This is a genomic window from Pseudoalteromonas sp. NCCP-2140, from assembly GCF_023708065.1.
Lineage (GTDB): Bacteria > Pseudomonadota > Gammaproteobacteria > Enterobacterales > Alteromonadaceae > Pseudoalteromonas.
Genome location: NZ_BRCZ01000011.1, coordinates 90768 through 111658, shown reverse-complemented (window position 1 = coordinate 111658; position 20891 = coordinate 90768). Strand labels below are relative to the sequence as shown.

The following is a 20891-nucleotide window of genomic DNA, read 5'->3' as shown; positions in this document are numbered from 1 at the left end:
ATTTATCATTTTAGTCGCCTTTGAACTTGTAAAAAAACCTGTACCCGATAAGCTAGGGCTTTTCCTCTTGGGAGCTAAAAATGCAGCTGCGACATTTGTTACTTTGCTCTGTGTTTATTTTCTTTGTTTTATACGCCCCACAACCCTTACTTGGATTATTTGCTAGTCATTTTTCTGTGTCACCTGCTACTGCTGGTAGCTTAATGACCGCTACTATGTTGCCACTAGCAATTGCTCCTTTAGTGTATGGCTTGTTTTTAGCTAAGCGAAGCCCACTAACAATTCTAAAGATTGCTATGCTTGTGTTAGCAATCAGCTGTATCGCTTTTACTTTAGCACCAAGCTTTGAGTTGCTATTACTGGTTCGTTTTATACAAGGGATCACCCTACCCGCAGCGCTCACCGCTATGACCAGTTATATTGGTGTGACTTTTCAGGCTGACCAATTGCAACGTAATATGACGCTTTACATTGGCAGTACCATTGTTGGTGGCTACTTCGGACGTATGCTCGCTGCTTTGTTTACTGACTTTTTAAGCTGGCAAAGTTTTTATTATGTGATTGCGCTTGGCTTAGTACTGTTTGCACTCGCCATTCCTAAATCAAACAAAGGCGCGAGTATTCATGCTGCAAAGTCGCCGCTATTGTATCTAAAGCAATTAAAAGATCCGCTGGTATTAAAGCTCTACGGAGCGGTGTTTTGTATGTTCTTTTGTTTTGCGGCACTGTTAAATTATTTACCTTTCATTCTGCAAGACAGTTTTGCTATCACTAACACCCGAGACATCGGACTGGTTTACAGCGGTTATTTGCTTGGTGCACTAGCTTCTATAGCCACACCTTGGCTGTTACGAAAGTCATCAACACCTTGGCGTTTACTAACCTGGGTTTTTGTATTCTATAGCCTGACGATGGTGCTATTGATGAGCCAACAGTTATTACTTTTTGTTATTGCTTTTACTGGCTTTTGCGGTGCAATGTTTGTTATCCACTCAAGTGCCGCTCCACTGGTAAATAAAATCAGCAGCGCACCTGCAAGTGTCACCAATGGCGGTTATGTATCGTTTTATTATAGCGGTGGCGCATTAGGTTCATTATTGCCAGGGCTGGTATATCAGCAACACGGCCAAGTTGCCTTTATGACCGTGCTACTTTTAGTCTGCTTAGTAGGTTTAAGCTTAGTTTATTTGGCAGGTAGAAATACGATACGCGGTTGATGCCCGGTACTTTCAAAAAACAGCTCTAAGTCGCCTTTTTTCATCAGCCAAGTGGCGGTATTTTCAAAAGGGTGACAATGAAAAAGCTCGTTAAACCAAATTTCTTGGTCTAGCCAAAGAGTGACATTATTTTGCTTATCGTTTAACAGTGCCAACATAGAAACACAGCCCGGTGGCACTTTAAGATAACGCGCTAATCGCTCATCGGATGCAAACCCTAAACGCGATAACCCCTGCTGCTGAGCAATGGCTTTTAAGTCGAGCTGCTTATCGTGAGCGGTGATCACTAAAAAGTGGCGCTTACCTTCGTTATCTCGTAAAAACAGGTTTTTTAAACGTGTGCCCGGTCTATCGAGCATAAACTTATCGGCATCTAAGCTGCCGTGTAATGGTGGATGCTCAATCACATCATAATTAATATCTAATTGAGCTAGCGTAGCAGCTAACTTGCTTTTATCTGCATACATTTACAAACAACGTCCTCGTAATTGCACACTTAAATCACGCCATAATACTTCGTCAATAACGTGTTTATCGTCGCAGTATTGTCGTTCTTTAAGCTCTTCATTTAATAATTCAACCGCTTGGTCTTCGAGCATAAGTTTTAAGTTGCTCGACTCTTCAAATACTTCTTGCTCGGCAAAATCTTTAAACTGCCTGCGTGTCATTGGCTTATCAAGATTAATCGGGCGTCTGCCCTGTGCTTTAACTGACACCACATAGGCAAAGATTTTATTGCCTTGCTCATCATTTTTTTCGTAAAACTGCTTATTATTGATTTCAAAAGGAGGCGCTTCTTCTTGGCTTGCGCAACCGGCAAGTAAAACAACCAAAAGCCATGCTATTTTTTTCATTATTGGATAAGCCTTGAACAGTGAATGCGCTTTAGTCTACCAAAAATAAAACAACAGAGTAAAAAATCGAACATTTTAAAAAAAATACTTGACCACAAATGCAAAAATATTTAAAGTTCACCCCGCTTGAGACGCAAGACTTAAGCATCCTGTATTTAGGAATGTGGGGCTATAGCTCAGCTGGGAGAGCGCCTGCCTTGCACGCAGGAGGTCAGCAGTTCGATCCTGCTTAGCTCCACCACCTTCCTACCTCTCTTTAGGCAATCTGCCAAATACTAAATAAAAACCAATACAATCTAAATTAAAGCGACTTTATTAGTCTTTCTGCCGTCTTCGTTTTATTTTAAACACAAAAAAACCGAGCAAAGCCCGGCTTTTTAAGCAATTACTTTTTAGTGATTATTCACGAATTTGGCCTTCGCCATTCACTAGGTATTTTTCAGTTGTAAGTGACTCTAGACCCATAGGACCATAAGCATGTAGCTTAGTTGTCGCAATACCAATCTCAGCACCTAAACCTAACTGTGAGCCATCAGAAAAACGCGATGACGCATTGACCATCACCACTGATGCATCCACGCTGCGTTGGAATAACTGCGCTGCAGCTTGGTCTTTAGTACAAATCACTTCTGTGTGGTTTGAACCAAACTTAGCAATATGATCAATGGCACCAGCAAAGTCAGGTACAACTTTAATTGCGATTTCTAAATCTAAATATTCTTCACCAAACTCGTCGTCAGCAAGTACTGTTGCATTATCAAAGTACTCAGCAGCTTTCGCATCTGCATTTACTTTTACGCCTTCTTGACGAAGAACAACTGCACACAGATTTAAAAACTCATCAGCAATATCTTGGTGAACCACTAAGCCTTCTAGCGCATTACACACACCAGTTCGCTGAGTTTTACCATTTAATAGTAAATTGATTGCAACGTTTAAATCAGCGTCTTTATCAACATAAAGGTGGCATACACCTTTAAAGTGCTGAATCACTGGAATAGTGCTGTTTTCTGTTACAAAATTAATTAAACCTTCACCACCACGCGGAATGATTAAATCAATTGTTTCACGCTGTTGCATCAGCTCCATGAGTAGACCACGGTCTGGATCTGGGATCACTGAAATCAACGCAGCAGGTAAACCATGCTTTTCAAGTACTTTATGCATTACACTTGCGATTGCTTGCGAGCTACGTAGTGCTTCTTTACCACCACGTAAAATAACACCATTACCCGATTTAAAGCATAACGCACCGGCATCAGCCGTCACATTTGGACGTGCTTCATAAATCATACATACAACACCCAATGGTACGCGCATCTTGCTGATCTTAATACCATTTGGACGCTCTGAAATTTCACGTAATTGACCTACAGGATCATCAAGGCTAACAATTACTTCGATACCTTCGGCCATTGCTTCAATACGCTCATCGTTAAGCGTTAAACGGTCAATCATCGATGCAGCAAGGTTGTTATCACGTGCTGCCGCTAAATCGCTTTCGTTCTCTTTGATGATAAAGGCTTTGCTTTCGCGTAGCGCCTCTGCCATCTCAGTTAACACTTGATTCTTAGTAGCAGTATCAAGTAAAGCTAACTGGGTTGCAGCTTTTGCAGCTTGACTCGAAATATCCGTAATTAAACTCATGACTTCTCCAATAATGCGATATCTTTCTCTGAAACAACTGGGCCGATTGAATCTTGCATTTTTTCGCTAAATTCACTTTGCTCGTTGTCAGCAATAAAATTCAATAAACAGCTACTGTAGTTCGCTGTTGCTTTTGCTAGACGCGTACCATCATCACTACGAACTAATATGGTATCGCCTACGCCAAATTCTCCATGTACTGCAACGATTTCATCGCTACGAATACAACCGTCTTCATCTGTTAATGATTCATCGAATGAACCTTCCACGACAACCTCACCTTGCTCATTAGCGGTGTGAGTCATCCAATGCACTGCTTCTTGCATTGGTTTTTCGTATGGTGTGAAGATAGTACCTGGGTTGTCACCCGCAAGCAGTCGGTTAAATGTCTCTTCTTTAAAACCATTTAAAATAAAGGTTGTAATACCATGTGAAGTGGCTTTTTCAGCCGCTTCGATTTTCGTTTTCATACCACCTGTACCAACGGCACTGGTTGCACAACCGGCCATGGCGTAAATTGATTCATCGATGCTGTCAATTTCAGGTAATAACACTGCATCTTCATGCAAATTCGGGTTTTTGTCATAAAGACCATCAACATCCGAAAAAATCATCAATGCATCTGCGTCCGCCGCTGCGGCTACCATTGCCGACAAGTTATCATTGTCGCCAACTTTTAAATCGTCGGTAGTTACCGTGTCATTCTCATTAATGATAGGTAATACACCATGCTCAAGTAAGGTGAAAACGGTTTCACGGATACTTGTGTAACGCTCACGGTCACGTAAGTCACCATGAGTTAATAAAATCTGTGCTGATGGGAAATCAAAGAAGCGATCCCACATCGCCATCATTTCTGTCTGACCGGCAGCAGCCATTGCTTTTTTCATCGTCACTGAACGTTTTTCTTGTTCAGGGAATAAATGAGAACCAGCAGCTACCGAACCCGATGATACTAAAATAACTTCGATACCTTGCGCTCGACAGCGAACGATGAACTGTGCAATGGTCAGTAAATAACGAGAGCGACACCCGTCTTGTTCGGGTGCGATTAATGCGCTACCTACTTTTAGTACTATACGTCGCCAATTTAACTTTTGCATAACTGTTCAACTTTCCATTTTACTATCTGTTCAGTGCCAATTTGCCACTGATTAAAAGACTCGCGCTTAGCTTTACTAAACGCACTGACTATTATCACTTTGCCAAACCACTTATCTATGCACACGACTACGCCACGCAAGTACTGCGATTAGATATAGCACAACTTTTATTCAGTCAGTAGACCAAACGGTTATAAACCATAAGTTGATAAAAAAAGATAAGTGTTGTTTATGTATCGCTGTAAAAAGCTGTGTGCGGCTTTTATTAATAACAACATACATAGAGCCTATACAATCTGGTACACCAACAGATAGGGTGTAGATTGTATGACCGAGATTTAGCTGCCACGATGGGAGCTAAACATTGACCAGATAATGAACTTATATTCTATTCAACACGTAATAAATATGCACTGAACAACTTAGAGCTCATTTCTATTTAATTAGAAAACAAAGTGTATAAAACACTAATAATGTCGCAAACAAGTATCTTTTCAGAAAGCTAAGCTATAAAGAGTGTCTCTAAAGCTAATAACTATTTAGATATCAAATTGTTTGAACACGAACTATAATACGGGAAATCAGGGGCAAAGATCAAGTGCAAAAAGTAGTCATAACTTTTATACTTACCATAAACATAGAAAATATACATTTATTAACAGTATCTTAGGCGCGCAATTTTATTGTGTAATAATTTTTAATGAGCCTAGCAGGGTTTAAATTCATAAACACACCCAAAAAGTATTAATAACGACTAAAATCGTATTTGAAGCAACGAGTTTGCTTGTATCCATGACGGTGAGTAGGCTTTAATAGGCAAGCGTTATTTTAATAATGTCAGCAACTAATGACGCGATTATCTAAGGCGTTGGCATTTTAAATTGTAGTAACTAAAGGATAATTCATTCTATGTCAGCAATTTTTATAGCAGGGATCGCCTTGTGCTCAGTATTAGCACAATGGGTAGCTTGGGCGTTTCGTGTACCGGCTATTTTATTTTTACTACTAACAGGTTTAATTCTCGGGCCTTTTAGTGGCGTACTAGAACCAGATGCATTGTTGGGAGATTTATTATTCCCAGTGGTTTCTTTAAGTGTGGCAGTGATTTTATTCGAAGGTTCACTCACTCTGCACTTTCGAGAACTTAAAGGGATTGGCAAGGTAGTTCGTAACCTTTGTTCAATCGGAATGATCACAACATGTTTGGTGATAAGTTTAAGTGCCTATTGGATTCTAGAACTTAATTGGCGTGTAGCCGCTGTACTTGGTGCGGTACTTGTTGTAACAGGCCCTACGGTTATTGCACCGTTATTAAACTCTATGAGACCAAACCAAGACATAGACCGCATTTTACGCTGGGAAGGCATAGTAATAGACCCTATTGGTGCCTTATTTGCTGTATTGGTTTTTGAAGCTGTCATGCTGGTAGGCCAAGGCGAGGTACTAAGTCATACCATTATCGCGTTATTTAAAACTCTCGGTGTAGGTTTAACCATTGGTGTGGTTGCAGGCTGGCTTACAACGCTGCTTATTCGTAGAGAGTGGCTGCCGTTTGAGTTACACAAGTTTGGTATTCTTGCCTTAGTACTCATCAGTTTTACGGTTTCAAACCACCTAAGCCATGAATCTGGCCTACTCGCCGTTACCGTGTTTGGTATTTGGCTTGCCAACCAAGACGAACTTGAAATTGACTCTGTACTTGAGTTTAAAGAAGACCTTTCGATGATCTTGATTTCATCGTTATTCATCTTACTTGCAGCCCGCCTACAGCTATCAGATTTAATGATGTTACATAGCGATGTGTTTATTTTCTTAGCCATCGTGCTTTTTGTGGCTCGCCCAGCGTGTATTGCAATATCGACTTTTAAAACCGACTTACCTATCAAGTCTCGTTTAGTGCTGGCTTGGATTGCTCCGCGAGGTATTGTTGCAGCTGCGGTAGGCTCTGTATTCGCGTTAAGTATGGTGGAAGCTGGCATTGCCGATGCTGAAAAAATGGTACCACTCATATTCACGGTGATCATTGTCACTGTAGTACTACAAAGCTTAACGGCAACACCATTGGCAAAGCTGTTAAAAGTGCGCCAACCTGCACCAAATACAATTTTGATTATTGGTGCCAACCATGTAGCAAGAGCCATCGCACGCGGTTTAAAAGATCAAAACATTCCCGTGCACTTGTCTGATCCTGCATGGGAGAACTGCAAAATGGCACGCATGGATGGCTTACCTTGTTACTATGGTAATCCGCAGTCAGAGCATGCTGAGCGTTATTTACCGTTAACGACGATTCGTAGCGTACTCGCGCTTTCGCCTAACCGTCACCACAACGCATTAGGCGTGCAGTATTTCTCGCATTTACTTGACGAAAAAGATGTATTTTCACTGCGTTCTTCAACCAACCACGCTAAAGCAAATAAAGACAGTGCGACCTTCTTATCGCGACAAATTCTGTTTGGCGACAATGGCGCTTATGCGCGCTTAAGTAGCTTAATTGCCAAAGGCGGCAAAGTCAGTGCAACACGTATTTCAGAAGAGTTTAGTTGGGAGCAATACAAAGACGTTAATAGCGAAGCTATCCCGCTGTTTATTTTAAATGGTGAGAAAAGTGATGATGACGATTCACCTATTAAAATTCGCCCGTTCACTACAAATATGGAAAAAACACCGCAAGTAGGTGAACGTATTGTGGCACTACAGCCACCTAAATTATCGGTACTAAAAGACCCGAACAACGGCAAACCAAAAGAAACTAAAGAAGAGAAATAAAAAAAGGCCAGCATTAGCTGGCCTTTTTATTTGCATGTATTTTTATTTGCCTACATAGGTAAACGGGCGCGTGCAACGACGCTGTCTGGCATTTTTTCGGCAAGCTTAGCGAGTAAATTTTCGACTTTCTTGTGAGTTGCTTTATCGGCAACCATTGAGTGGAATAACCAACGGTAGGCATCTTCATAATCGCGCGGGCTGCCATAACCTTGATTAAATAGGTTAACCAGTCGCATTTGTGCCTTTAAGTTGCCTTGGGCTGATGCTTCTCGTAAATAGGTTACCGCCATCGCTTTATCTTGCTGCACTAACTGGCCTACATCGTAGTAGCGACCAAGTTGCTCTAATGCCGCGCCTAGCCCTTGTTGAGCAGCCTGACGCATGTAATAAACCCCTAACTCTACATTGCGGTCTACACACACTGCATAAGCTAGCATATCGCCATACAGGAACTGATATGATGGTAGTGCCATTTTATTGGCTCGTGCCTCGATATCTTGCACTAACTGGCAATCATCTGCCTTTACACGTGCTAGGTGTGCATTTTTATTGATCAAGCCAATTAACTCGCTCTCTGTGTACAGAGGCACAGCTGTTATAGGCTCTTCAGCCATGCTTAGGCTTGAGAAGAGTAATGTTAAAGGCAATAAAACACGCATCAAAATCACTTAAATAAAGTCAGTCTTAGCAAATAATATACAATTATCATTCCAGAGTGAATTTTGGGCACAAAAAAAGCTGCCGAGGCAGCTTTTTCAGTCACTATGACGATTATGCAAACGGGCTGCGTAATACCATAGTTTCTACACGATCTGGGCCAGTAGAGATGATATCAACTGGAACACCAGTGATTTCTTCAATACGTTTGATGTAATCAAGTGCCGCTTGCGGTAATTGATCAACTGACGTAGCACCTACTGTGTTTTCTGACCAGCCTGGCATCTCTTCGTATACTGGTGTTACTTTCTCGTAACCTTCAGCTGCTAATGGTGTAACGTTCGTTACTGTGCCATCTTCTAACTGGTAACCAGTACAGATTTTTAATGTTTCTAAACCATCTAAAACGTCTAGTTTAGTTAAACAGAAACCTGAGATGCTGTTGATTTGCACTGCGCGGCGCATTGCCACTGCATCTAACCAACCTGTACGGCGTAAACGACCTGTCGTTGCACCGAACTCATGACCTTTGTCACCTAAGTGCTTACCAACTGGATCTTGCTTATCAAGACCGTCGTAAAGCTCTGTAGGGAATGGACCAGAACCTACACGTGTAGTGTAAGCTTTAATAATACCTAGCACGTAATCAAGGTGTAATGGACCAAAACCAGCACCTGTTGCTACACCACCAGCTGTTGTGTTTGATGATGTTACGTACGGGTAAGTACCGTGGTCGATATCAAGTAATGTACCTTGCGCACCTTCAAATAAGATGTTGTCGCCCGCTAAACGCGTTTGATCAAGAAGCTCTGTAACATCAACAACCATTGCTTTTAAGATATCTGCGATAGCCATTGCATCGTCAAATGTCTTTTGGAAGTCAACTGGTTCAGCTTTGTAGTAATGCTCTAATGTGAAGTTATGGTATTCCAATACTTCTTTAAGCTTGCTAGCAAACTGTTCAGGGTTGAATAAGTCACCTACACGTAAACCACGACGTGCTACTTTATCTTCATAAGCTGGACCGATACCACGACCTGTAGTACCAATTGGCTTATCGCCACGTGCTTTTTCACGGGCTAAATCTAATGCAATGTGGAAAGGTAAAATTAATGGACATGCTTCGCTGATTAATAAGCGCTCACGTACTGGTACGCCACGCTCTTCTAGCATGCCGATTTCTTTCATTAATGCTTCTGGTGATAAAACAACACCGTTACCGATCACACACTTAACATTGTCACGTAATACACCCGATGGAATAAGGTGTAAAACCGTCTTTTCACCGTTGATTACCAGAGTATGGCCTGCGTTATGACCACCTTGATAACGAACTACTAAAGATGCTTTGTCTGTAAGGAGGTCAACTACCTTACCCTTACCTTCGTCACCCCATTGGGTGCCTAGTACAACAACGTTTTTACCCATTGCAAATTCACTTAGAAAAAATTAGGACGAGATTTTATCAGAAAACGAGGTGAAAGATCACCCCGTTTAGCTTATTTTTTCTGCGCCTGAATTTTTATCATCTTAATTACTTAAACAACTACATGCAGAACAGGGGTTTATAAAATAGTTAAGGATAAAAATTAATCACGTGCAGAAACAAAAAAAGCCCTACAAACTGCAGGGCTTTTTATCACACAAATATTAATTACTGTGCTTTTGTACCTTTCATATAATTAAAGAAGTCGCTATCAGGTGAAATCACCATCACGTCTTGCTTATTTTTAAAGGTATTTTTGTACGCTTCTAGGCTGCGCATAAAACCAAAGAATTCTGCATCTTTGTTATAAGCGTTAGCATAGATAGCTGCGGCATCGGCATCACCTTGACCACGAACAGTACGCGCATTACGCTCAGCGTCTGCAAGCATTACTGTTACACGACGGTCGACTTCTGCACGAATTGTTTCAGCTTTCTCTTGACCTTCAGAACGGTGCTCTTTTGCAACCGCAGTACGCTCAGCACGCATACGTTGGAAGATTGAACTACTCACTTCTTGTGGTAAGTTAATTTGCTTAACGCGTACATCAAGTACTTCAATACCTAGCTCTTGTGCACTTTCAGACGCTTGAACTAATGCTTCTTCCATCAGCTCACTACGCTCACCAGAAACGATCTCTCTGATAGTACGAGAACCGAAATTAGTACGCAGACCGTTGTTCACCTTTTGCTTAAGTAGTGTTTCAGCGTATTGCTTATCACCACGGGCACGCAGGTAGAATGCACTAAAGTCATTAATGCGCCACTTAACGTAAGAATCAACGATTAAGTCTTTTTTCTCACTTGTTACGAAACGGTCAGGTGCACCATCTAGCGTTTGAATACGTGCATCTAAACGACGTACTTGGCTAAAGAAAGGCACTTTTAGGTGTAAACCAGGGCCGTACACTACCGCTTTATCATCACTGTCTTTTTCAACTTTGCTGAATAACAGTACAATTGCTTTCTCGCCTTCTTGCACAACAAAAATTGAAGAGAAAGACAGCACAATAGCAATGGCAAGTATTACTAAACTAAAATTTTTCATCTTGCTTATCTCCCCTCATTAAAACGGTCAGTTGCGAAACGGTCATTGCTTGAATTTACCGTGCTGTTACGCGACGTGTTTATTTTATTGCGAAGGTCTTTGATATCACTCGAGCTTGGTAATGCAACACGTGTTGCTGTACCTTGCTTTTCCATGATTTTATCAAGCGGTAAATACATCATGTTATTACCACCTTCAACATCAACTAACACTTTAGAGCTGTTACCTAGCACTTCTTCCATCGCATCGATGTAAAGACGTTTACGAGTTACCTCTTTAGCAGCTTGGTACTCAGGTAATAGCTTTTCAAAACGCGCTACCTCACCTTGTGCTTCTAATGTAATACGTTCACGGTACGCTTCTGCTTCTTGCGTCATACGAGTAACTTGACCACGGGCACGAGGTTCAATTTCACGAGCATAGGCTTCTGCTTCACGGATGAAACGCTCTTCATCTTCTTGTGCAGCAATAGCGTCATCAAACGCGTCTTTTACTTCACCCGGCGGACGTGAATCTTTAAAGTTCACATCACTTACAATAATACCTAGATTGTATGGCTCGATGATTTTGTTAAGCTCATCCCACGTTTGTTGACGCACTAACTCACGACCTGTTGTTAGTACTTGGTCCATTTTTACGTGGCCAATTACATAACGTAATGCACTATCAAGTGCTTGTTGTAAGCTGTGGTCAGCATCAGTAACGCTGAACTTGTAAAGATGTGGGTCGATAACACGGTACTGTACTTCAAACTCTACATTTACCACGTTTTCGTCTTCGGTAAGCATAAAACCTTTAGCAGATAACGAGCGTACCGCTTCGATATCAACAGGGATCACGCGTTCAATGAAGGTCATTTTCCAACGTAAGCCAGGTTCTGCAATGCGATCGTATTGCCCAAATTGTAAAACAATACCGCGCTCAGCTTCTTTTACCGTGTAAATACCACTTAATGCCCATACAATGATGGCAATAATAAGGATGAAAGAAATGCCTGCGCCACCAAGTCCACCGCCGTTTTTACCTGGCTTATTACCACCAAATAAACCGCCAAACTTGTTGCCGAACTTACGCATTACCTCGTCTAAATCAGGTGGGCCTTGATCTTTTCCGCCTTTATTATTCCACGGATCTTTATCATTGCCATTATTACCCGGTTCATTCCAGGCCATAGCTATACTCCATTGTTATCTAAATGAATTAGGTTAAATCTATCAAATCTACAGCATTTCTCATACTAAAAAAGACAAATGCTGGTGATTTTTAATCAGTCACTACGAAAGAGTCTAGGTCTTGTCCCATCTCTTTTTTCAAGCGATTCCATTCTGCCATTGGCAAGCGTACCGATAATAACCAGTTTCCTTGCTCATCAAAACACTCTTGATGAACTGCATTTAAGTTGAATAATGCTGCGCGAATACGACCATGTTGTGGTGGTAATTTTAGCTCATCAGCAAACATCTTTTTGGCAAGTAACTCATTAATTGCCTCACTCAGCAGTTCACAACCAACGCCAGTGCGCGCCGACAACCAGACTCGTACTGGTTGACCTTCGTCATTTCTATCTATACGTGGCGCAACGTCATCTAGCGCATCAATTTTGTTATAAACCAATAATTGCGGCACTTCATCTGCTTCTATTTCTTTTAAAACAGACTGTACTTGCTCAATATTTTCTTTTCGACGAGGGTCTGCCACATCGATAACATGTAGCTGTAAATCAGCTTCACGGGTTTCTGTTAAGGTTGCTTTAAATGCTGCAACAAGGTCGTGTGGTAAGTGACGAATAAAGCCTACCGTATCAGCTAAAATAATTGGACCTATATCGCCGATATCCAACTTACGTAAGGTTGGATCTAGGGTTGCAAACAGCTGGTCAGCAGCATACACATCTGAGTCTGTAATACGGTTAAATAACGTTGATTTACCCGCATTGGTGTAACCTACCAGTGACACAGTTGGAATTTCATTGCGCGTACGCGCACGTCGTCCCTGCTCACGTTGAACAGCAACTTTATCTAAACGGGCACGAATGTTTTTAATTCTTGCACGCAGTAATCGTCTATCGGTTTCGAGCTGGGTCTCACCCGGACCACGTAAACCTATCCCGCCTTTTTGTCTTTCAAGGTGGGTCCAACCACGGATCAAGCGAGTAGAAATGTGGCGTAACTGAGCTAACTCAACCTGAAGTTTACCTTCGTGAGTACGCGCTCGCTGCGCAAAAATATCTAAGATCAAACTCGTACGATCAAGAACGCGGCACTGGCAAACGCTTTCTAAATTGCGTTCCTGTGACGGGCTAAGTTGATGGTTGAAAATGATGACATCTGCATTGTGGATTTTGACAGTTTCAGCGATTTCTTCTGCTTTTCCGGTCCCGACGAAAAGTTTCGGATGTGGTGCTTGACGACTGCCTTGCACAATCGCCAAACTACTAACACCAGCAGAAGATACCAACAACTCTAATTCGTGAAGATCTTCGCGATCCCCCTCTTTAGGTAAGTCGATATGAACTAAAACTGCCTGTTCGCCGGCTTCATAACGGTCAAACAAGCATTACGCTCCTAAGTTTAAAAATTTCCAGATTCTTGCTCTTCTGAATCATCACTTCCTTGAACGCCTTGGAAGTTAACAGAACGCGCTGGAACAACAGTTGAAATAGCGTGTTTATACACCATTTGATTTACGGTGTTTTCAAGTAAAATAACAAATTGGTCAAATGACTGGATTTTACCCTGCAATTTAATGCCATTAACCAAAAAGATTGATACTGGAATGCGCTCACGACGTAACGCATTTAAAAATGGGTCTTGTAACGACTGGCCTTTTGCCATGTTATTTTCCTTCGTTCTAGGTGTTATTATAATTAAGTAGCTGAACTAATTTAACAAAGCTAAAAAACTTCCAGCTACTACTAGCTTAGCGAACTTACTACACGTTGCAAGTTTTCTTCATCACCCGTGGTCAACCAAGTTACTTCAGGCCAACCTCTTAACCAAGTGAGTTGTCGCTTGGCTAACTGCCGTGTGGCTGCAATACCACGAAAGACCATTTCATCATAGTCAATTTCGCCAGCAATGTAATCCCACATTTGTCTATAACCCACACAACGAATCGAAGGCAGGTCTGGGTGTAAATCCTTACGTTTATATAGGGATGAAACTTCATTTTCAAACCCCTGGTCGAGCATTATTTTAAACCTTTTCTCAATTCGCTGATGTAATTCACTGCGATCATCAGGTGCAATGGCAAATTGATGGAAAGTATAAGGAAGCTCAGGCTGCTTTTGTTTTTGCAGCTCAGTCATTGTTTTACCTGTAATACGATACACTTCTAATGCACGATTAATTCTTTGCGAATCATTTTCGCTCATTTTGTTCGCTGCATCAGGATCGATTTTCACAAGCTCTTTATGCAAATGTGGCCAGCCAAACTGCTTTGCTTCCTTTTCAAGTTCAGCACGTACTTCAGGTGATGCCTCTGGTAGCGGTGATAAGCCATCAATAAGTGACTTAAAATACATCATTGTACCGCCAACCAATACAGGTACTTTACCTTGCTGATGAAATAGATCAATCTTTTCAATTGCATCACGGCGAAAATCTGCCACTGAATAACTATCTGCTGGGTCGATAATATCGATCAAGTGATGCGGCGCACGAGCAAGCTCTTCGGCATTTGGCTTTGCGGTGCCGATGTCCATATCTTTATAGACTAATGCTGAATCAACACTGATTATTTCTGTGTTTAAATGCTCACACAGCGAAATTGCTAAATCTGTTTTCCCTGCAGCGGTTGGTCCCATTAAAAAAATGACGGGTAAGTTATTCAAGCCTAAATACCTTGCTTAGTTTAAAAACTGAGATAGTTCTATTTTAACTGCTTTTTGACGTAAACGTTGCATAGTTTGTGGATTATTTTCTAACCGAGCCACTTGCTCCAAAAAGGCTTGGCTTGCGTAATAGCGTGCTGGGATTTGCTGAGCTAACCAAGCTAACCATTCATCGAGTGAACTTGGTGAGGCTTTACAGCCTGCAATAAGTCGCTCAATAGCATCACTTACATCAAGTAAATAGACACAAGGCGGAAGCTTTTTCACCATCACAAACTGTTTTTCAATGACTAAATCAAAACCAAGTAAGGTAAACCACGACTGCTGAGCATTTAACGCGCTAATATCATCAGCACTTGCATTTACTCGCACAGGTAACAACAAGGCTTTGCCATCAAGGCTACCTGCTTGCTCTACGTGCGCTTGCCAGTCGAGTGCTAATGCATGCTTAAAGTGCGCAGCAAAGAGTTGGTTGTCTTCACTAAATACGCACTCGCCTTCTCGTACATGAATAAGCTTGGCAAGCTTTGCTTGCTCTACAACCGGTGCTGTAACACTTGGTTCTGGGCGTACTTGGTCAAAATGCGCAGCATGTTGCTCGCTGATCCCTTGATAAAATGCATTGACATCTTGGTGCGATGTTTTACTGCGACCTTGGCTGTCACTACTAAAACCACCGCTAGAGCGCCCTGCTCCTGTTGCCCCAGAATAACTCGCTGAACGTGTCGGCTGTAATTCAGATTTAGGGTAATCATACTGCTCTGTTGGCGCTGATTGAGTAAAACTTGGCTGTGTGCTGCTTGAGTGCGTCTCATCAAACGGAGCATGCTGAAAAGCAGTGTCATTATGCTCTGTAAAACCAGCTTCGTGCTGAAGCGGCACCACCACTTGTTTTATTGCCTGCAGGATAAAGTCATGCACTAAACGGCCTTGATGAAAACGCACTTCATGTTTTGCTGGGTGCACGTTTACATCGACCTGACGTGGGTCAATATCAATATAAATGACAAAACCGGGTAGCTCTTCTGAGCCTGCGACTTCTTCAAAGGCTTGGCGGATTGCATGCAAAATGAGTTTATCGCGCATCATGCGATTATTCACATAGGTATATTGCGTGCTATTCGTTGAGCCCACGGGTAATACCCAACCGCGCAGCATCAAACCAGCTTCACCTGATTGAATATGCAGCCCCTGCTCACTAAATGCTTTGCCAGCAACTTGAGCAACACGCGCTATTGCTTGCTCAGGGTTTGGTTTAGCACGGTATTGACGGACAACTTTGCCGTTATGAGTCAGGGTAATAGAAACATCAAAACGACTCAGCGCAATACGCTTAATAAGCTCATCAATATGTGAAAACTCGGTTTTCTCGGTGCGAAGAAATTTACGTCGCGCAGGGGTATTAAAAAATAAGTCTTTCACCTCAATGGTGGTGCCATCAGGGTGTGCGGTTGGCTTAATCTGCACCGCCATATCACGACCTTCAGCAAACGCTTGCCATGCAGCCTCTTGCTGCTTTGGCTTTGAGCTTAAGGTTAAGCGAGAAACAGAACTAATTGATGCTAACGCTTCACCACGAAAGCCAAGTGAACAGATGTTCTCTAGGTCATCGAGTGACTTAAGCTTACTCGTGGCATGGCGCGACAAGGCTAATGTTAGCTCATCTTTATTAATGCCAGAGCCATTATCGCGAATGCGAATAAGCTTATGACCGCCACGCTCAATATCTATTTGAATGCGCGTTGCGCCAGCATCTAAACTGTTTTCTACCAGCTCTTTAACAACGGATGCTGGGCGTTCAACCACTTCACCCGCAGCAATTTGGTTAGCCAATCGCGCGGGTAGTATTTCTATACTCATAGTGTTCCTAACACGAAAATTGACTAGCTTTGAGGAATATCAAGCTCTTGACCAATAAATAAGGTATTTGATTTTAAGTTGTTGGCCGTTTTTAGCTTACTCACAGAGGTGTTATATCTGCTTGCTAAAATACTTAACGACTCACCAGGGCGAACTTTGTGTTTAGTCGGAAACTGCGACTTTAACTTAGCGAAAAGCGAGTCATCTGGCGGGTTTTGCATATAGTAATTTTTAATCGAGGTGAAAATTGCTTTAGCTAAGCGCTCCTGATGCTGCGCCGTTTTTAGCATTCGCTCTTCGCGTGGATTCGAGATAAACCCTGTTTCAACCAAAATAGAGGGAATATCAGGTGACTTTAATACTGCAAGGCTCGCCGCTTGTGGGCGTTTCTTATGCATTTTAGCCACTTTTCGTAATTCGCTAACCACTTCTTCTGCGACACTAAAGCCTGTTTTCATCGAGTGATCCATCGACATATCTAGCAGTGCTTGCGCTAAATATTTTTCGCTTGCGGTATCTTTTAATACCCCAGCTGCACCACCTAAAAGCTCCGAGTGTTTTTCTTTATCCTCAATCCATTTACCGATTTCTGAATTAGCACGGCGTAGTGATAGCACCCACACAGAAGCACCGTTTGGTTGTGGACTAGTAAAGGCATCCGCATGAATCGACACAAAGAAGTCAGCTTTTTTCTTACGGGCAATGCTAGTACGAGTGTTTAGATTTACAAAGTAGTCACTACGGCGCACCATCCGCGAAATCATGCCTTTTTCAGCATCTATCATTCGCTCTAAGCGCTTCGCTATTTGTAGCGTAATGTCTTTTTCATAAGTGCCCGATGGACCAATTGAACCAGGGTCTTCACCACCATGACCTGCGTCTATGGCAATAACTATATCGCGCTCTTGATGAAGCTCACGTTTTTTCACACTGGTATTGGTCGAAGCAACAGGCTCTGCCTTCGGTGTTTTATCAACAAGGTCAACCACTAAACGATGCTTGTATGGGTCGGTAGGTAGTAAAGCAAACACAACGGGTTTACTAGCACGGGCTAGCTCAAAAACAAAGCGCACACTTTTGCTATCTTTAGGTTTCGAGTAACGTAGTTTAGAAACAATCTGATGCTTTTTAGGAATAGCAGGCAAGCTATCTAGTTTGTCGGTATTTTTTAAATCAATGACTAAACGAGCTGGATTTTTCAGCATGAAATAGCTGAAATCAGGTTTATCGTTTAAATCAAAGACCACACGAGTGCTGTCAGGTGAAGGCCACACACGTACGCTATTAATAGTATTTTGTGCAAGCGCAATTTGGCTCACAACCAATAACATCAAAGTAGTTAATAGTTTAAACGTACAACGACCCATTTTTACTAATACACCTTTATTTTTATATGTTTATTCTTGCGCGCTCTTAAGTTGCTGAACAATTGCCTGACCACGTTCGGTTAAGCTGTTAATTGCAATGGCACGCGCCTCGCCTTCATAGCGCAGGGTGATATCAAGATCCGGTGTTGGAATAAATTCGCCGCCTTTTTCAGGCCATTCCACAACACAAATAGCCTGTGGTGAAAAATAGTCACGAATTCCCATATATTCAAGTTCTTCAGGGTCACCTAAGCGATATAAATCAAAGTGATAGACATCAGCTTTAGCTAATTGGTAAGGCTCAACCAGTGTATAAGTCGGACTCTTAACCTTACCTTGATGACCGAAACCTTGCACGATACCACGGGTTAATGTCGTTTTACCGGCACCTAAATCACCATGTAAATAGATGACTGCCCCTTGCTCCATCAAGGTTGCAAGTTGCTTACCCATATTAACCGTTGCTGCTTCATCAGCGAGTGGAAAACCAACACTGTCGGTCATTATTACCTCATGAAAAACTAAAAACACATTACTTTGTTAATCATACCAGAATAATTTTGTAAGGCGAGAGCCGCTCTTATGCCTAGTTTGACAAAAAAAAGCCGGCAAAGTTGCCGGCTTTTTAGCTTAAACAGAATTTTGTTTACAGACCTAGTTTCTTCTCAAGGTAGTGGATGTTTGTACCACCGTTTTGGAAGTTTTCATCTGCCAAGATTTTCTTGTGCAGTGGTGTGTTGGTCTTGATGCCATCGATCACTAATTCGTTTAACGCATTGCGTGAACGAGCAATAGCTACATCACGGTTTTCACCGTAACAGATCAACTTACCAATCATTGAATCGTAATGAGGTGGTACTGTGTAATCTGCGTAGATGTGGCTGTCCCAACGAATACCTAAACCGCCAGCAGGGTGGAATCGCGTGATTTTACCTGGTGATGGAATAAAGGTGTCTGGGTCTTCCGCATTAATACGACACTCAATTGCATGACCACGAATAACCACATCTTCTTGTGTGAATGATAATGGTTGACCCGCTGCAATTTTTAGCTGCTCTTTGATTAAGTCAACGCCAGTGACCATTTCTGTTACTGGGTGCTCAACCTGAATACGGGTATTCATTTCGATGAAATAGAACTCGCCGTTTTCGTATAAGAATTCGAACGTACCTGCACCGCGATAACCGATTTCGATACATGCACGAGTACAACGGTCACCAATGAACTTACGCATTTCAGCTGTGATACCTGGCGCTGGCGCTTCTTCAACAACTTTTTGGTGACGACGTTGCATTGAACAATCACGCTCACCTAAGTGAACTGCATTGCCTTGACCGTCTGCAAGTACTTGAACTTCGATGTGACGTGGGTTTTCAAGGAATTTTTCCATGTAAACCATACCATTACCGAAGAACTGCTTTGCTTCTTGCTGAGTAAGAGCGATTGAATCAATCAGTTCTTTTTCGCTGCGAACAACACGCATACCACGACCACCGCCACCGCCTGCTGCTTTAATGATTACAGGGTAACCAATACGCTTAGCGATTTGAATGTTGCGCTCGCTGTCTGCCGTTAATGGGCCATCAGAACCTGGTACACAAGGTACACCGGCTTTACGCATCGCTTCGATTGCAGAAACTTTGTCACCCATTAAACGAATTGTGTCGCCTTTAGGACCGATAAATACAAAGCCGCTTTGCTCAACTTGATCAGCAAAGTCTGCATTTTCAGAAAGGAAACCATAACCTGGGTGGATAGCAACTGCGTCTGTTACTTCTGCCGCTGCAATAATGCGCGGAATATCTAAGTAACTTTCAGTGGCTGCTGGTTTACCAATACAAATTGTTTCGTCTGCCAGTAACACGTGCTTAAGATCACGGTCTGCCGTTGAATGCACAGCAACAGTTTTGATCCCAAGCTCTTTGCAGGCGCGCAGTACGCGAAGTGCAATTTCACCTCGGTTTGCAATGACTACTTTATCTAACATAGAGTTGGCCTTTTGTTGCGCTATTATTCAATGATGAATAAAGGTTGATCGAATTCTACTGGCTCGCCATTTTCAACTAAGATAGCTTTTACTGTGCCTGCTTTATCAGATTCGATTTGGTTCATCATCTTCATTGCTTCAACGATACATAACGTATCGCCAACATTTACTTTAGAACCTACTTCTACGTATGGTGCTGCTTCTGGAGAAGCCGCTGAGTAGAATGAGCCAACCATAGGAGATTTAACTTGATGGCCAGTCGGTGCAGCTGGAGCAGCCGCTTCTGCTGCTGGAGCCTCTGCTACTGGAGCTGGTGCCGCTGCTGGCGCAGGTGCTGCAAACTGTTGTGGTGCATACTGCATTGCAGGTGCTGCAGACATATTGTTACGATTGATGCGTACTGACTCTTCACCTTCAGTGATTTCTAATTCAGCAATACCAGATTCTTCTACTAATTCGATAAGTTTTTTGATCTTGCGAATATCCATTGAACGACCCGCCTGTTAGTTATTTAAAAATTAATGTGTGTTTTGCAACCGGCTAACAGCAGCTTCAAGTGCCACCTTATAACCCATTGCTCCTAATCCAATAATGACGCCTTGTGCCACATCCGAAAAATACGAATGATGACGGAATGCTTCTCGAGCATGCACATTAGTTAAATGCACCTCGTAAAAGGGAATGTTTACACTAAGTAATGCATCCCGTAAGGCTACGCTTGTATGCGTAAATGCAGCAGGGTTGATAATAATTGCATCAACCGTTTGCCATGCATCGTGAATGCGTTCTATTAATGCAGCTTCACTGTTACTTTGGAAATGCGTTAAATCAACATTGAGACTGGCAGCAACCTGACTAAGTTCAGCTATAATCTCATCAAGAGATTGAGTACCGTACTTTTCTGGTTCACGCTTGCCAAGCATGTTTAAATTTGGCCCATTTAGAACTAAAAGTTTGAATTTTGCAGCCATAATACGCGATATATCCTATAAGTAAGCAGTTTAACAATATTCATCATAAACCCACGCTTAACCTAAGCGTGCTGATGTAAAATAGCAACTATTT

Annotated in this window: 19 protein-coding genes and 1 tRNA gene; 3 read left to right on the top strand and 17 right to left on the bottom strand. The window is 42.2% G+C overall.

All coding sequences use genetic code 11. The features are described from left to right. Positions 1-80 precede the first annotated feature (80 nt). Complete coding sequence (locus NFU46_RS17560) at positions 81-1217, top strand: MFS transporter (RefSeq protein ID WP_251603639.1); 1137 nt, start codon at positions 81-83, stop codon at positions 1215-1217. Here the strand turns inward: NFU46_RS17560 and NFU46_RS17555 are convergent. Together NFU46_RS17555 and NFU46_RS17550 are read right to left on the bottom strand one after the other, a co-directional pair. Continuing rightward, the gene (locus tag NFU46_RS17555) at positions 1184-1684 is read right to left on the bottom strand and encodes a prolyl-tRNA synthetase associated domain-containing protein (protein WP_062566636.1); all 501 of its coding nucleotides are present in this window, start codon (positions 1682-1684) and stop codon (positions 1184-1186) included. The two genes, NFU46_RS17560 and NFU46_RS17555, sit on opposite strands and share 34 nt — an antisense overlap. Further along, complete coding sequence (locus NFU46_RS17550) at positions 1685-2071, bottom strand: hypothetical protein (RefSeq protein ID WP_054552444.1); 387 nt, start codon at positions 2069-2071, stop codon at positions 1685-1687. Between the two features lie 165 nt (positions 2072-2236). Here NFU46_RS17550 and NFU46_RS17545 point away from each other — a divergent pair. Beyond that, a tRNA-Ala gene (locus NFU46_RS17545) sits at positions 2237-2312 on the top strand. A gap of 158 nt (positions 2313-2470) precedes the next feature. Here the strand turns inward: NFU46_RS17545 and NFU46_RS17540 are convergent. Further along, a complete protein-coding gene (locus NFU46_RS17540) occupies positions 2471-3718 on the bottom strand; it encodes a glutamate-5-semialdehyde dehydrogenase (protein WP_062566637.1) in 1248 nt (415 codons plus the stop codon). After that, the gene (gene proB / locus NFU46_RS17535; RefSeq protein ID WP_175079156.1) at positions 3715-4821 is read right to left on the bottom strand and encodes a glutamate 5-kinase; all 1107 of its coding nucleotides are present in this window, start codon (positions 4819-4821) and stop codon (positions 3715-3717) included. Before proB ends, NFU46_RS17540 begins: the two co-directional genes overlap by 4 nt. Positions 4822-5730: 909 nt before the next feature. Here proB and NFU46_RS17530 point away from each other — a divergent pair. Beyond that, positions 5731-7590 carry a sodium:proton antiporter gene (locus tag NFU46_RS17530; protein WP_251603637.1) on the top strand — a complete coding sequence of 620 codons (1860 nt, stop codon included), beginning with the start codon at positions 5731-5733 and terminating at the stop codon, positions 7588-7590. Positions 7591-7640: 50 nt separating this feature from the next. Here the strand turns inward: NFU46_RS17530 and NFU46_RS17525 are convergent, their stop codons facing one another. From NFU46_RS17525 to aroQ, 13 genes are all read right to left on the bottom strand, one after another. Continuing rightward, positions 7641-8249, bottom strand: a complete 609-nt coding sequence (locus NFU46_RS17525; protein ID WP_054563494.1) for a tetratricopeptide repeat protein — start codon at positions 8247-8249, stop codon at positions 7641-7643. 112 nt (positions 8250-8361) lie between these two features. Then, on the bottom strand, positions 8362-9675 hold the full coding sequence (locus tag NFU46_RS17520) for an adenylosuccinate synthase (protein ID WP_054552439.1): 1314 nt from the start codon (positions 9673-9675) through the stop codon (positions 8362-8364). A 226-nt stretch (positions 9676-9901) separates the two neighbouring features. Next, positions 9902-10780, bottom strand: coding sequence for a protease modulator HflC (hflC, locus tag NFU46_RS17515; RefSeq protein ID WP_175083044.1), 879 nt, complete (start codon positions 10778-10780; stop codon positions 9902-9904). A 5-nt stretch (positions 10781-10785) separates the two neighbouring features. After that, on the bottom strand, positions 10786-11952 hold the full coding sequence (gene hflK, locus NFU46_RS17510; protein WP_054563492.1) for an FtsH protease activity modulator HflK: 1167 nt from the start codon (positions 11950-11952) through the stop codon (positions 10786-10788). Between the two features lie 91 nt (positions 11953-12043). After that, entirely contained in the window at positions 12044-13333 is a 1290-nt protein-coding gene (hflX, locus tag NFU46_RS17505) for a ribosome rescue GTPase HflX (protein WP_054563491.1), read from the bottom strand. A 17-nt stretch (positions 13334-13350) separates the two neighbouring features. Then, complete coding sequence (gene hfq / locus NFU46_RS17500) at positions 13351-13614, bottom strand: RNA chaperone Hfq (protein WP_054552435.1); 264 nt, start codon at positions 13612-13614, stop codon at positions 13351-13353. An 80-nt stretch (positions 13615-13694) separates the two neighbouring features. Continuing rightward, positions 13695-14612 carry a tRNA (adenosine(37)-N6)-dimethylallyltransferase MiaA gene (miaA, locus tag NFU46_RS17495; protein ID WP_175079159.1) on the bottom strand — a complete coding sequence of 306 codons (918 nt, stop codon included), beginning with the start codon at positions 14610-14612 and terminating at the stop codon, positions 13695-13697. Between the two features lie 15 nt (positions 14613-14627). Continuing rightward, positions 14628-16472 (bottom strand): DNA mismatch repair endonuclease MutL, encoded by a 1845-nt coding sequence (gene mutL, locus NFU46_RS17490; RefSeq protein ID WP_251603635.1) that lies wholly within the window; start codon positions 16470-16472, stop codon positions 14628-14630. A 23-nt stretch (positions 16473-16495) separates the two neighbouring features. Then, on the bottom strand, positions 16496-17803 hold the full coding sequence (locus tag NFU46_RS17485; protein ID WP_251603658.1) for an N-acetylmuramoyl-L-alanine amidase: 1308 nt from the start codon (positions 17801-17803) through the stop codon (positions 16496-16498). Between the two features lie 66 nt (positions 17804-17869). Continuing rightward, positions 17870-18343: a tRNA (adenosine(37)-N6)-threonylcarbamoyltransferase complex ATPase subunit type 1 TsaE gene (tsaE, locus tag NFU46_RS17480; protein WP_055020890.1), complete on the bottom strand. Its 474-nt coding sequence runs from the start codon at positions 18341-18343 to the stop codon at positions 17870-17872. A gap of 142 nt (positions 18344-18485) precedes the next feature. Continuing rightward, positions 18486-19826 carry an acetyl-CoA carboxylase biotin carboxylase subunit gene (accC, locus tag NFU46_RS17475; RefSeq protein ID WP_054552430.1) on the bottom strand — a complete coding sequence of 447 codons (1341 nt, stop codon included), beginning with the start codon at positions 19824-19826 and terminating at the stop codon, positions 18486-18488. 23 nt (positions 19827-19849) lie between these two features. Beyond that, a complete protein-coding gene (gene accB / locus NFU46_RS17470; protein ID WP_054552429.1) occupies positions 19850-20314 on the bottom strand; it encodes an acetyl-CoA carboxylase biotin carboxyl carrier protein in 465 nt (154 codons plus the stop codon). Between the two features lie 30 nt (positions 20315-20344). Continuing rightward, complete coding sequence (gene aroQ / locus NFU46_RS17465; protein WP_175078906.1) at positions 20345-20797, bottom strand: type II 3-dehydroquinate dehydratase; 453 nt, start codon at positions 20795-20797, stop codon at positions 20345-20347. Positions 20798-20891 lie beyond the last annotated feature (94 nt).